General features: G+C 55.8%; 22 protein-coding genes. All 22 read left to right on the top strand.

Translation table 11 applies throughout. From position 1 onward, the window contains the following. Positions 1 to 12 precede the first annotated feature (12 nt). The 22 genes from fusA to rpmD all read left to right on the top strand — a co-directional run bounded on the left by fusA (position 13) and on the right by rpmD (position 12,276). Positions 13 to 2,118, top strand: coding sequence for an elongation factor G (gene fusA, locus IFT75_RS11815; RefSeq protein WP_122475656.1), 2,106 nt, complete (start codon positions 13 to 15; stop codon positions 2,116 to 2,118). A gap of 30 nt (positions 2,119 to 2,148) precedes the next feature. Beyond that, positions 2,149 to 3,342, top strand: coding sequence for an elongation factor Tu (tuf, locus tag IFT75_RS11810; protein WP_122475655.1), 1,194 nt, complete (start codon positions 2,149 to 2,151; stop codon positions 3,340 to 3,342). A gap of 141 nt (positions 3,343 to 3,483) precedes the next feature. Further along, positions 3,484 to 3,795, top strand: coding sequence for a 30S ribosomal protein S10 (gene rpsJ / locus IFT75_RS11805; RefSeq protein ID WP_003186070.1), 312 nt, complete (start codon positions 3,484 to 3,486; stop codon positions 3,793 to 3,795). Positions 3,796 to 3,876: 81 nt separating this feature from the next. Next, on the top strand, positions 3,877 to 4,512 hold the full coding sequence (gene rplC / locus IFT75_RS11800) for a 50S ribosomal protein L3 (RefSeq protein WP_043192521.1): 636 nt from the start codon (positions 3,877 to 3,879) through the stop codon (positions 4,510 to 4,512). A gap of 12 nt (positions 4,513 to 4,524) precedes the next feature. After that, entirely contained in the window at positions 4,525 to 5,127 is a 603-nt protein-coding gene (gene rplD / locus IFT75_RS11795; RefSeq protein ID WP_043192522.1) for a 50S ribosomal protein L4, read from the top strand. Next, positions 5,124 to 5,423, top strand: coding sequence for a 50S ribosomal protein L23 (rplW, locus tag IFT75_RS11790; protein ID WP_002555488.1), 300 nt, complete (start codon positions 5,124 to 5,126; stop codon positions 5,421 to 5,423). Before rplD ends, rplW begins: the two co-directional genes overlap by 4 nt. Before the next feature lie 14 nt (positions 5,424 to 5,437). After that, positions 5,438 to 6,262, top strand: coding sequence for a 50S ribosomal protein L2 (gene rplB, locus IFT75_RS11785; protein WP_122475653.1), 825 nt, complete (start codon positions 5,438 to 5,440; stop codon positions 6,260 to 6,262). Between the two features lie 16 nt (positions 6,263 to 6,278). After that, positions 6,279 to 6,554, top strand: a complete 276-nt coding sequence (gene rpsS / locus IFT75_RS11780) for a 30S ribosomal protein S19 (RefSeq protein WP_002555486.1) — start codon at positions 6,279 to 6,281, stop codon at positions 6,552 to 6,554. A gap of 11 nt (positions 6,555 to 6,565) precedes the next feature. Continuing rightward, the gene (rplV, locus tag IFT75_RS11775) at positions 6,566 to 6,898 is read left to right on the top strand and encodes a 50S ribosomal protein L22 (protein WP_003103908.1); all 333 of its coding nucleotides are present in this window, start codon (positions 6,566 to 6,568) and stop codon (positions 6,896 to 6,898) included. Positions 6,899 to 6,911: 13 nt separating this feature from the next. Continuing rightward, positions 6,912 to 7,598, top strand: coding sequence for a 30S ribosomal protein S3 (gene rpsC, locus IFT75_RS11770; protein WP_003176422.1), 687 nt, complete (start codon positions 6,912 to 6,914; stop codon positions 7,596 to 7,598). A 12-nt stretch (positions 7,599 to 7,610) separates the two neighbouring features. Continuing rightward, positions 7,611 to 8,024 (top strand): 50S ribosomal protein L16, encoded by a 414-nt coding sequence (rplP, locus tag IFT75_RS11765; protein WP_122475651.1) that lies wholly within the window; start codon positions 7,611 to 7,613, stop codon positions 8,022 to 8,024. Continuing rightward, entirely contained in the window at positions 8,024 to 8,215 is a 192-nt protein-coding gene (gene rpmC, locus IFT75_RS11760) for a 50S ribosomal protein L29 (RefSeq protein WP_002555481.1), read from the top strand. The genes rplP and rpmC overlap by 1 nt, the downstream gene beginning before the upstream one ends. A gap of 2 nt (positions 8,216 to 8,217) precedes the next feature. After that, entirely contained in the window at positions 8,218 to 8,484 is a 267-nt protein-coding gene (gene rpsQ / locus IFT75_RS11755; RefSeq protein ID WP_043192528.1) for a 30S ribosomal protein S17, read from the top strand. A 23-nt stretch (positions 8,485 to 8,507) separates the two neighbouring features. Continuing rightward, the gene (rplN, locus tag IFT75_RS11750; RefSeq protein ID WP_003243907.1) at positions 8,508 to 8,876 is read left to right on the top strand and encodes a 50S ribosomal protein L14; all 369 of its coding nucleotides are present in this window, start codon (positions 8,508 to 8,510) and stop codon (positions 8,874 to 8,876) included. An 11-nt stretch (positions 8,877 to 8,887) separates the two neighbouring features. Further along, positions 8,888 to 9,202 (top strand): 50S ribosomal protein L24, encoded by a 315-nt coding sequence (gene rplX, locus IFT75_RS11745; RefSeq protein ID WP_049860773.1) that lies wholly within the window; start codon positions 8,888 to 8,890, stop codon positions 9,200 to 9,202. Between the two features lie 20 nt (positions 9,203 to 9,222). Continuing rightward, positions 9,223 to 9,762, top strand: a complete 540-nt coding sequence (gene rplE / locus IFT75_RS11740; protein WP_122475649.1) for a 50S ribosomal protein L5 — start codon at positions 9,223 to 9,225, stop codon at positions 9,760 to 9,762. 13 nt (positions 9,763 to 9,775) lie between these two features. After that, complete coding sequence (rpsN, locus tag IFT75_RS11735; RefSeq protein ID WP_122475647.1) at positions 9,776 to 10,081, top strand: 30S ribosomal protein S14; 306 nt, start codon at positions 9,776 to 9,778, stop codon at positions 10,079 to 10,081. Between the two features lie 212 nt (positions 10,082 to 10,293). Beyond that, entirely contained in the window at positions 10,294 to 10,686 is a 393-nt protein-coding gene (gene rpsH, locus IFT75_RS11730; RefSeq protein WP_122475645.1) for a 30S ribosomal protein S8, read from the top strand. A gap of 12 nt (positions 10,687 to 10,698) precedes the next feature. Beyond that, positions 10,699 to 11,232, top strand: coding sequence for a 50S ribosomal protein L6 (gene rplF, locus IFT75_RS11725; RefSeq protein WP_122475643.1), 534 nt, complete (start codon positions 10,699 to 10,701; stop codon positions 11,230 to 11,232). A 10-nt stretch (positions 11,233 to 11,242) separates the two neighbouring features. Beyond that, entirely contained in the window at positions 11,243 to 11,593 is a 351-nt protein-coding gene (gene rplR / locus IFT75_RS11720; RefSeq protein ID WP_043192536.1) for a 50S ribosomal protein L18, read from the top strand. 3 nt (positions 11,594 to 11,596) lie between these two features. Then, positions 11,597 to 12,097 (top strand): 30S ribosomal protein S5, encoded by a 501-nt coding sequence (rpsE, locus tag IFT75_RS11715; RefSeq protein WP_043192537.1) that lies wholly within the window; start codon positions 11,597 to 11,599, stop codon positions 12,095 to 12,097. A 2-nt stretch (positions 12,098 to 12,099) separates the two neighbouring features. Beyond that, a complete protein-coding gene (rpmD, locus tag IFT75_RS11710) occupies positions 12,100 to 12,276 on the top strand; it encodes a 50S ribosomal protein L30 (protein WP_003176408.1) in 177 nt (58 codons plus the stop codon). The last annotated feature ends 1 nt before the right edge of the window (position 12,277 follow it).

Raw genomic sequence — 12,277 nt, 5'->3', positions numbered from 1 at the left:
TGCGAGGGCTTTATGGCTCGTACTACACCGATTAACCGCTACCGTAACATTGGTATCGTTGCTCACGTGGACGCTGGTAAAACCACGACCACCGAGCGCGTCCTTTTTTACACCGGCAAAAGCCACAAAATGGGCGAGGTGCATGACGGCGCCGCGACCACAGACTGGATGGTTCAGGAGCAGGAGCGTGGTATTACCATCACTTCTGCTGCTATCACCGCCTTCTGGAAGGGCTCCGAGAAGCAGTACAAGGACGAGCATCGCTTCAACGTCATCGATACCCCGGGCCACGTAGACTTCACCATTGAAGTTGAGCGTTCCCTGCGCGTACTCGACGGCGCTGTCGTTGTGTTCTGTGGTACCTCGGGTGTAGAGCCTCAGTCGGAAACCGTATGGCGTCAAGCCAACAAGTACGGCGTTCCTCGTCTTGTTTACGTAAACAAGATGGACCGTGCTGGCGCGAACTTCCTGCGCGTGATCGGTCAGATCAAGCAGCGTTTGGGTCACACTCCGGTGCCTATCCAGCTGGCTATCGGTTCCGAAGACAATTTCCAGGGCCAGATCGATCTGTTGGCCATGGAAGCTGTCTACTGGAACGATGCTGACAAAGGCATGGTTCCCGTTCGCAAGCCTATCCCTGCCGAGCTGCAGGAACTGGCTGACGAATGGCGCAACAACATGGTCGAAGCTGCGGCTGAAGCCAACGAAGAGCTGATGAACAAGTACCTCGAAGGTGAAGAACTCACCAACGACGAAATCAAGGCTGCTCTGCGTCAGCGTACCATCGCTGGCGAGATCGTCTTGGCTGTTTGCGGTTCCTCGTTCAAGAACAAGGGCGTTCCCCTGGTTCTCGATGCTGTGATCGACTACCTGCCGGCCCCGGTCGATATTCCTGCCATCAAGGGTACTGACCCGGATGACGAGACCATCGAGCTGGAGCGTCATGCAGACGACGCAGAACCGTTTTCCGCTCTGGCATTCAAAATTGCCACTGACCCATTCGTGGGTACCCTGACCTTCGTCCGTGTTTACTCGGGCGTGTTGAACTCCGGCGACGGCGTGATCAACTCGGTCAAGGGCAAGAAAGAGCGCGTGGGTCGTATGGTGCAGATGCACGCCAACGCCCGCGAAGAGATCAAGGAAGTACGCGCTGGCGACATCGCGGCCTTGATCGGCATGAAGGACGTCACCACTGGTGAAACCTTGTGCAACGGTGACAAGCCGATCATCCTCGTTCGCATGGACTTCCCGGAGCCGGTTATTTCGGTTGCCGTAGAGCCCAAGACCAAGGATGACCAGGAAAAAATGGGTATCGCTCTGGGCAAGCTTGCTCAGGAAGATCCATCTTTCCGCGTTAAAACCGATGAAGAGACTGGTCAGACGATCATCTCCGGCATGGGCGAGCTGCACCTGGACATCCTGGTTGACCGGATGCGCCGTGAGTTCAACGTCGAAGCCAACATCGGTAAGCCTCAGGTTTCCTATCGTGAGCGCATCACGAAGAACTGTGAAATCGAAGGCAAGTTCGTTCGTCAGTCCGGCGGTCGTGGTCAGTTTGGTCACTGCTGGATCCGTTTTGCCCCTGCTGACGAAGGTCAGGAAGGTCTGCAATTCGTGAACGAAGTCGTCGGTGGTGTGGTTCCCAAGGAATACATCCCGGCGATTCAGAAGGGTATCGAAGAGCAGATGAAGAACGGTGTTGTTGCCGGCTATCCGCTGATCGGCCTGAAAGCGACCGTTTTCGACGGTTCCTACCACGACGTCGACTCCAACGAGATGGCGTTCAAGGTCGCTGCCTCCATGGCAACCAAGCAACTGGCCCAGAAGGGCGGTGGTGAGTTGCTTGAGCCGATCATGGCGGTAGAAGTTGTTACACCTGAAGACTACATGGGTGATGTCATGGGCGACCTTAACCGTCGTCGCGGCATGATCTTGGGTATGGAAGATACGGTTTCCGGCAAAGTGATTCGCGCCGAGGTTCCGTTGGGTGAGATGTTCGGTTATGCGACCGACGTTCGCTCCATGTCCCAGGGTCGCGCAAGCTACTCTATGGAATTCAAAAAATACAACACAGCTCCGGCGCACATCGCTGAAACTGTATCCAAAAAACAAGGCTGATTCAGTCCTTTAGGCAAGGAGTTAATTGTCGTGGCTAAAGAAAAATTTGATCGTTCCCTACCGCACGTCAACGTTGGCACCATTGGTCACGTTGACCACGGTAAAACCACTCTGACTGCTGCTCTGACTCGCGTTTGCTCCGAAGTTTTCGGTTCCGCAATCGTCGACTTCGACAAGATCGACAGCGCTCCAGAAGAAAAAGCTCGTGGTATCACCATCAACACCGCGCACGTTGAATACAACTCGCTGATCCGTCACTACGCTCACGTTGACTGCCCAGGTCACGCTGACTATGTGAAGAACATGATCACCGGTGCTGCCCAGATGGACGGCGCGATTCTGGTTTGCTCGGCCGCTGATGGTCCGATGCCACAAACCCGTGAGCACATCCTGCTGTCCCGCCAGGTTGGCGTTCCGTACATCGTGGTTTACCTGAACAAGGCCGACCTGGTAGACGACGCCGAGCTGCTGGAACTGGTAGAGATGGAAGTTCGTGACCTGCTGTCGACCTACGACTTCCCAGGCGACGACACTCCGATCATCATCGGTTCGGCTCGTATGGCGCTGGAAGGCAAAGACGACAACGAAATGGGCACCAGCTCCGTTCGTAAACTGGTTGAGACTCTGGACAGCTACATCCCAGATCCAGTCCGTGTCATCGACAAGCCATTCCTGATGCCAATCGAAGACGTGTTCTCGATCTCCGGTCGCGGTACCGTTGTTACCGGTCGTATCGAGCGCGGCATCGTCAAGGTTCAGGATTCGCTGGAAATCGTAGGTCTGCGTGACACCACCGTCACCACCTGCACCGGCGTTGAAATGTTCCGCAAGCTGCTGGACGAAGGTCGTGCTGGCGAGAACTGCGGCGTGCTGCTGCGCGGCACCAAGCGTGACGACGTCGAGCGTGGCCAGGTTCTGGTCAAGCCGGGTTCGGTCAAGCCGCACACCAAGTTCGAAGCTGAAGTCTACGTGCTGAGCAAGGAAGAAGGCGGTCGTCACACTCCGTTCTTCAAAGGCTACCGTCCACAGTTCTACTTCCGGACCACTGACGTGACCGGTAACTGCGAACTGCCGGAAGGCGTTGAAATGGTAATGCCAGGCGACAACATCAAAATGGTTGTCACCCTGATCAAGACCATCGCAATGGAAGACGGTCTGCGTTTCGCTATCCGTGAAGGCGGTCGTACCGTCGGCGCTGGCGTCGTAGCCAAAATCATCGAGTAATCGTTGATCGTTTGAAAAGGCCCCCGCTTAGCGGGGGCTTTTTTATTGGGTTGACACTCGATGGGCGCGTCTATAGAATTGCGCCTCCTTTTAACGGGTGCATTGCGCCCGGTGGGAACAGCAGCCGGAGTCTGAAATCCAATGCAAAATCAGCAAATCCGTATCAGGTTGAAGGCTTTTGACCATCGCCTGATCGACCAATCCACCCAGGAAATCGTGGAAACCGCGAAACGTACTGGTGCTCAGGTGCGTGGTCCAATTCCACTTCCTACCCGTAAAGAGCGGTTCACCGTTCTGGTTTCCCCGCACGTCAACAAAGACGCGCGCGACCAGTACGAGATCCGCACTCATAAGCGTGTTCTGGACATCGTCCAGCCAACGGACAAAACCGTTGACGCGCTGATGAAGCTTGATCTTGCGGCAGGTGTGGAAGTGCAGATCAGCCTCGGCTAAGACTTGGGTCTTAGTCGTGTAACGCTCTGAAATGGGCGGCCATAGCGGGTGAAAGCCCCGTACACTCATGAGGTTTACAACATGACTATTGGTGTAGTCGGTCGTAAATGCGGTATGACCCGTATTTTCACCGAAGAAGGTGTCTCCATTCCGGTCACGGTCATTGAGATCGAGCCGAATCGCGTCACCCAGTTTAAAACTGAAGAAACTGATGGCTATCGTGCAGTGCAAGTCACTGTCGGCGAGCGTCGTGCTTCGCGTGTGACTGCTGCTCAAGCAGGTCACTTCGCCAAGGCGAACGTTGCTGCCGGTCGTGGCGTCTGGGAATTCCGCCTTGCAGAAGGCGAATACCAGGCTGGCGACTTGATCAATGCTGAACTCTTCGCAGCGGGCCAACTGGTAGATGTTACCGGTCAGTCCAAAGGTAAAGGCTTTGCCGGTACCATCAAGCGTTGGAACTTCCGCGGTCAAGACAACACGCACGGTAACTCCGTTTCCCACCGCGTCCCTGGCTCCATCGGCCAGTGCCAGACTCCTGGCCGTGTATTCAAGGGCAAAAAAATGTCCGGTCATATGGGCGCTGAGCGCGTGACCGTGCAGTCCCTGGAAGTTGTGCGCGTCGACGCTGAACGCAATCTGCTGCTCGTCAAGGGTGCTGTTCCTGGCGCAACCGGCGGCAACCTGGTTGTGCGTCCGGCAGCCAAGGCTCGCGGTTAAGGGGAAGCGAAAATGCAATTAAATGTAAATGACGCTCAGGCGATCGAAGTTTCCGAACTGACCTTCGGCGGCGAGTTCAACGAGACGCTGGTGCACCAGGCAGTCGTGGCCTACATGGCTGGCGGTCGTCAGGGCAGCAAGCAGCAAAAGACCCGTTCCGACGTTCGTGGTGGCGGTAAGCGCCCTTGGCGTCAGAAGGGTACCGGCCGTGCTCGTGCCGGTACTATCCGTAGCCCTATCTGGCGTGGCGGTGGTACCACTTTCGCAGCTCGTCCTCAGGATCACACCCAGAAGCTGAACAAGAAGATGTATCGCGCAGCACTGCGCTCCATCCTTGCTGAGCTGGTGCGTACCGACCGTCTGGTCGTGGTTCAGGACTTCGCTGTCGAAGCACCGAAAACCAAAGACCTGCTGGGCAAGCTGAATGGCATGGGCCTTACCGACGTTCTGATCGTATCGGACTCCGTCGACGAGAACCTGTACCTGGCTGCTCGCAACCTGCCGCACGTCGATGTACGTGACGTCCAAGGTTCCGACCCAGTTAGTCTGATCGCATACGACAAGGTGTTGATCACCGTGTCGGCCGTGAAGAAATTCGAGGAGCTGCTGGGATGAACCAGGAACGCGTATTTAAAGTTCTGCTTGGCCCGCACGTTTCCGAGAAGGCTACGGTTCTGGCAGACAAGAAAGGTCAGTTCGTTTTCAAGGTTGCTACCGACGCAACCAAGCTGGAAATCAAGAAGGCCGTCGAAAGCCTGTTCAGCGTGAAAGTAGAGCGTGTTACTACCCTGAACGTACTGGGTAAAAGCAAGCGCACTGCTCGCGGTCTGGGCAAGCGTAATGACTGGAAGAAGGCAGTTATCTCCCTTCAGCCAGGCCAAGATCTCGATTTCAGCAGCAGTGCTGAGTAAGGAAGGGGTGCATCATGGCAATCGTTAAATGCAAACCGACTTCCCCTGGCCGCCGTTTCGTGGTCAAGGTGGTCAACCAGGAGCTGCATAAAGGCGCTCCTCACGCACCGCTGCTCGAGAAAAAATCGAAGACTGGTGGTCGTAACAACAATGGCCGCATTACCACCCGTCACATCGGTGGTGGTCACAAGCAGCATTACCGCATGATCGACTTCCGTCGCAACGACAAGGATGGCATCACTGCCACCGTCGAGCGCATTGAATACGATCCTAACCGTACTGCTCACATTGCTCTGGTTCTGTACGCAGACGGCGAGCGTCGCTACATCCTCGCACCGAAAGGCGTGAGCGCTGGCGACCAGCTGATTGCAGGTGCTCTGGCACCGATCAAGCCAGGCAACTCGCTGCAGCTGCGCAACATCCCGGTCGGTAGCACCATCCACGGCATCGAATTGAAGCCTGGCAAAGGTGCTCAGATCGCTCGCTCCGCTGGTGCTTCGGCTCAGCTGATCGCTCGTGAAGGTGTCTACGTGACCCTGCGCCTGCGTTCGGGCGAAATGCGCAAAGTGCTGTCCGAGTGCCGCGCAACGCTGGGCGAAGTCTCGAACTCCGAGCACAGCCTGCGTTCGCTGGGTAAAGCCGGTGCCAAACGCTGGCGTGGCGTTCGCCCAACCGTTCGTGGTGTTGCCATGAACCCGGTTGACCACCCACATGGTGGTGGTGAAGGTCGTACCTCCGGTGGTCGTCATCCGGTATCGCCATGGGGCTTCCCGACTAAGGGCGCGAAGACTCGTGGTAATAAGCGTACCGACAAAATGATCGTCCGTCGTCGCAAGTAAATAGAGGGATACGACAGTGCCACGTTCTCTGAAAAAAGGTCCTTTTATTGATCTTCACCTACTGAAGAAGATCGAAGTGGCGGCGGAAAAGAACGATCGCAAACCAGTTAAGACCTGGTCGCGTCGTTCGATGATCCTGCCACAAATGGTCGGTCTGACCATCGCAGTACACAACGGTCGCCAACACGTCCCCGTTCTCGTGAACGAAGACATGGTCGGCCACAAACTGGGCGAGTTCGCCGGTACCCGCACATATCGTGGGCACGTGGCTGACAAGAAAGCCAAGCGTTAAGGGGTAAGGAAATGGAAGTAGCCGCTAAGTTGTCGGGCGCTCGAATCTCCGCCCAGAAAGCCCGCTTGGTCGCCGACCAGATCCGCGGGAAGAAGGTGGGCGAAGCGCTCAACCTGCTGGCTTTTAGCAGTAAAAAAGCCGCGGAAATCATGAAGAAAGTGCTGGAGTCGGCCGTAGCCAACGCCGAGCACAACGAAGGCGCAGACGTTGATGACCTGAAGGTCAGCACCGTTTTCGTCAACGAAGGGCGTTCGCTGAAGCGCATCATGCCTCGTGCCAAAGGCCGGGCTGATCGCATCGTCAAGCGGTCTTGCCATATCACTGTCAAGGTTGCTGACAAGTAACGGAGTCGATCAGATGGGTCAGAAAGTACATCCCATTGGCATTCGCCTGGGAATCGTCAAGGAGCACACCTCCGTCTGGTACGCAGACGGTCGGACTTATGCGGACTACTTGTTCGCAGATCTGAAGGTGCGTGAGTATCTCCAAGACAAACTAAAAAGCGCGTCCGTAAGCCGTATCGATATCCATCGTCCGGCCCAAACTGCACGTATCACCATCCACACCGCTCGTCCTGGTATCGTTATCGGGAAGAAAGGTGAAGATGTTGAGAAACTGCGCCAGGACCTGACCAAGCAAATGGGTGTGCCTGTGCACATCAATATCGAAGAGATCCGCAAGCCGGAGCTCGACGGTATGCTGGTTGCGCAGAGCGTAGCTCAGCAGCTGGAGCGTCGTGTGATGTTCCGTCGCGCCATGAAGCGCGCCGTACAGAACGCCATGCGCATTGGTGCCAAAGGCATCAAGATCCAAGTGAGCGGTCGTCTCGGCGGTGCTGAAATCGCACGTACTGAATGGTATCGCGAAGGTCGTGTGCCCTTGCACACCCTGCGTGCCGACATCGACTATGCCAACTACGAAGCTCACACCACTTACGGTGTGATCGGTGTGAAGGTTTGGATTTTCAAAGGCGAAGTAATTGGTGGTCGCCAAGAAGAACTGAAACCACAAGCACCTGCGCCTCGTAAAAAAGCTGCTAAGTAAGGGGTACGCCAAATGTTGCAACCTAAGCGTACGAAGTTCCGCAAGCAGATGACTGGCCACAACCGTGGTCTGGCTCAGCGCGGTAGCAAAGTCAGCTTCGGCGAGTATGCGCTGAAGTCTGTAGCTCGTGGTCGTCTCACCGCTCGTCAGATCGAGTCAGCGCGTCGTGCCCTGACCCGTCACGTTAAACGTGGCGGCAAGATCTGGATCCGTGTATTCCCGGACAAGCCTATCTCCAAAAAGCCCCTCGAAGTTCGTATGGGTAAAGGTAAGGGTAACGTGGAATATTGGGTTGCCCAGATTCAGCCAGGCAAAGTCCTGTATGAAATCGAGGGTGTTTCCGAAGAGCTGGCGCGTGAGGCTTTCGCCTTGGCGGCTGCAAAGCTGCCTCTCGCCACCTCCTTTGTTAAGCGGACGGTGATGTGATGAAAGCGAATGAACTTCGTGAAAAATCAGCACAGCAACTGAACGAGCAACTGCTCGGCTTGCTGCGCGACCAGTTCAATCTGCGCATGCAGAAAGCAACTGGCCAGTTGGGGCAGTCTCACCTGCTCTCGCAAGTGAAGCGCGACATCGCTCGCGTGAAAACTGTGCTCAACCAGCAGGCAGGTAAGTGATCATGGCTGAAGCCGAAAAAACCGTCCGTACGCTGACTGGCCGTGTGGTCAGCGACAAGATGGACAAAACCATCACCGTATTGATCGAGCGTCGCGTAAAGCACCCGATCTACGGTAAATACGTTAAGCGTTCGACTAAGCTGCACGCTCACGACGAAACCAATCAGTGCAAGATCGGCGACAAGGTCACTATTCGTGAAACCCGTCCGCTGGCCAAGACCAAGTCCTGGGCACTGGTTGACGTTCTCGAACGCGCTGTTGAAGTCTAAGGGCTAGGGGTCGGAGAAATTCTATGATTCAGACTCAATCCATGCTCGATGTGGCCGATAACAGCGGCGCTCGTCGCGTCATGTGCATCAAGGTACTGGGCGGCTCGCACCGCCGGTACGCTGGCATCGGCGACATCATCAAGGTGACCGTGAAGGAAGCAATTCCTCGTGGCAAGGTGAAGAAAGGTCAAGTGATGACTGCTGTTGTAGTCCGCACTCGTCACGGCGTTCGTCGTGCTGACGGCTCCATCATCCGCTTCGATGGCAACGCTGCTGTTCTGTTGAACAACAAGCAAGAGCCAATCGGCACCCGTATCTTTGGGCCAGTGACCCGTGAGCTTCGTTCCGAGAAGTTCATGAAGATCGTCTCGCTCGCCCCAGAAGTGCTGTAAGGAGATCCGACATGCAAAAGATTCGTCGTGACGACGAGATCATCGTGATCGCCGGCAAAGACAAAGGCAAGCGCGGTAAGGTGCTCAAGGTTCTCGCTGACGACCGTCTGGTCGTTGGTGGGGTCAACCTGGTGAAGCGTCATACCAAGCCTAACCCGATGTCGGGCGTACAAGGCGGTATCGTCGAGAAAGAAGCGCCTCTGCACGCTTCCAACGTCGCCATCTTCAATGGCGAAACCAACAAGGCTGACCGCGTTGGTTTCAAAGTAGAAGAAGGCAAAAAAATTCGTGTCTTCAAGTCGACCCAAAAAGCGGTTGATGCTTGAACACTGCTAGGTAGAAGACCATGGCACGACTGAAAGAGATTTACCGGAAGGAAATCGCTCCCAAGCTTAAGGAAGAACTCAAGCTTGCGAACGTGATGGAAGTTCCGCGCGTTACCAAGATCACCCTGAACATGGGTCTGGGCGAAGCGATCGGCGACAAGAAAGTCATCGAGCACGCTGTAGCCGACATCGAGAAGATCTGCGGCCAGAAAGCCGTTGTGACCTTCGCACGCAAATCCATCGCGGGCTTCAAAGTCCGTGAGGGTTGGCCGATCGGTGTCAAGGTGACCTTGCGTCGCGACAAGATGTACGAATTCCTGGACCGCCTGCTGGCGATCTCCCTGCCTCGGGTACGCGACTTCCGCGGCCTGAATGCCAAGTCCTTCGACGGTCGTGGCAACTACAGCATGGGCGTGAAAGAGCAGATCATTTTCCCGGAAATCGATTACGACAAGATCGATGCTCTGCGCGGTCTGGACATTACCCTGACCACCACTGCTCGTTCGGATGAAGAAGGTCGCGCCTTGCTGCGTGCCTTCAACTTCCCGTTCCGCAACTGATTGGAGTAGGAAAATGGCCAAGAAGAGCATGAAGAACCGTGAGCTGAAGCGTCAGCTGACGGTAGCTAAATACGCCAAGAAGCGTGCTGAGCTCAAAGCAATCATCGTCAATCTGAACGCAAGTGAAGAAGAGCGCTGGAATGCTTCCGTAGCCCTGCAGAAGCAGCCACGTGATGCGAGCGCTGCTCGCATGCGTAACCGCTGCCGCCTGACTGGTCGTCCACATGGCGTGTACCGCAAGTTCGGCCTCGGCCGTAACATGCTGCGCCAGGCCGCCATGCGCGGTGACGTACCAGGTCTGGTCAAAGCCAGCTGGTAAGTCGGACAGACGAGATGCCTGCGCTCGATTGAGCAATCAACCGACCGCCGGTGTCACGGCGACTGAATCAAGCCCCTCATGGGGCTTGATTCATTTCTGCCGTACGTCTAGAATTGCCGGCTCGCCTGAGCCCGGGTTTTTGGACCGGATCAAACGCTCGGCGACGTTGTAGCCGCAAGGCTAATTATTTTTGTATCAGGAGCGTCTAGCCCATGAGTATGCAGGACCCGTTAGCGGACATGCTAACTCGAATCCGTAATGCCCAGATGGCTGAAAAGCCCGTCGTAAGCATGCCATCTTCCACGTTGAAGGTAGCTGTGGCCAAAGTTCTGAAGGACGAAGGTTACATCGCGGGTTTTCAGGTAAGCAGCGAAGCAAAACCGTCGCTTTCCATCGAGCTGAAATACTTCGAAGGCCGTCCGGTCATCGAGGAAGTCAAGCGCGTAAGTCGTCCAGGCCTGCGTCAGTACAAATCCGTTGATGACCTGCCGAAAGTTCGTGGCGGTCTCGGCGTATCCATCGTCTCCACCAATAAAGGTGTGATGACGGATCGTGCTGCGCGCGCTGCCGGTGTCGGCGGCGAAGTACTCTGCACAGTGTTCTAAGGGGGGATAAGCATGTCTCGCGTCGCTAAGAACCCCGTTAAGCTGCCAGCTGGTGTCGAAGTAAAATTCGCCGGCCAACAGCTTTCGGTGAAGGGTGCCAAGGGCACTCTGGAACTGAACGTTCACTCGTCGGTTGAAGTCGTTGAAGAGGCTGGCGAGCTGCGTTTCGCTGCCAAGAACGGCGATCAGCAGACCCGTGCAATGGCCGGTACCACTCGCGCTTTGGTCAACAACATGGTCCAGGGCGTAAGCCAAGGCTTCGAGCGCAAGCTCCAGCTGGTCGGTGTTGGCTATAAAGCACAAGCAAAAGGCACAGTGCTGAACCTGTCGCTGGGCTTCTCTCATCCGGTGGATTACGAGTTGCCGCAAGGCATCACCGCTGAGACACCTAGCCAGACCGATATCCTGATCAAGGGCATCGACAAGCAGCTGGTGGGTCAAGTGGCCGCTGAAATCCGCGATTTCCGTCCGCCAGAGCCTTACAAAGGCAAAGGTGTACGTTACGCAGACGAAGTCGTCCGCCGTAAAGAAGCCAAGAAGAAGTAGGGCATAGCAAATGACCGACAAAAAAGTTACTCGACTGCGTCGCGCTCGCAAGGCACGCCTGAAAATGCACGAACTCGAAGTCGTGCGTCTCTGCGTGTTCCGCTCTTCGCAGCACATCTATGCCCAGGTCATCTCGGCCGACGGCAGCAAGGTCTTGGCAAGTGCCTCGACTTTGGACAAAGAATTGCGTGATGGTGCCACTGGCAACATTGACGCGGCCACTAAGGTTGGCCAGCTGGTCGCTTCGCGTGCTAAGGCCGCTGGCGTCTCGCAGGTGGCTTTCGACCGCTCTGGCTTCAAGTACCACGGTCGCGTCAAAGCGCTGGCCGATGGCGCTCGTGAAGCTGGGCTGGAGTTCTAAGTTATGTCAAATAACGACCAAAAGCGCGACGAAGGCTACATCGAGAAGCTGGTTCAAGTTAACCGCGTTGCCAAGACCGTCAAAGGCGGCCGTATCTTCACCTTCACCGCGTTGACCGTGGTAGGTGATGGCAAGGGCCGTGTTGGCTTCGGCCGTGGCAAGTCTCGTGAAGTGCCTGCTGCCATCCAGAAAGCTATGGAAGCAGCTCGTCGCAACATGATTCAAGTGGACCTGAACGGGACCACCTTGCAGTACGCCATGAAGTCCGCTCACGGCGCTTCGAAGGTGTACATGCAGCCTGCTTCGGAAGGTACCGGTATCATCGCTGGCGGCGCAATGCGTGCCGTTCTCGAAGTGGCTGGTGTCCAGAACGTTCTGGCCAAGTGCTACGGCTCGACCAACCCCGTCAACGTGGTTCACGCTACGTTCAAGGGTCTGAAAGCCATGCAGTCCCCGTCGTCCATCGCCGCCAAGCGCGGTCTGAACGTTGAGGAGATCATCTGATCATGGCTACTGTAAAAGTTACGCTGATCAAAAGCATGACCGGCCGTATCCCTAACCACAAATTGTGCGTTAAGGGTCTGGGTCTGCGTCGCATCGGTCACACTGTAGAAGTCCAGGATACTCCCGAGAATCGCGGGATGATCAACAAGGCCTACTACATGCTTCGCGTAGAGGGTTAAT

Origin of the sequence: Pseudomonas sp. CFBP 8758, from assembly GCF_014841725.1 — a bacterium.
GTDB classification, from domain to species: domain Bacteria; phylum Pseudomonadota; class Gammaproteobacteria; order Pseudomonadales; family Pseudomonadaceae; genus Aquipseudomonas; species Aquipseudomonas baltica.
The sequence above is the reverse complement of the archived record's forward strand: the minus strand, read 5'-3'. Positions and strand labels throughout refer to the sequence as shown.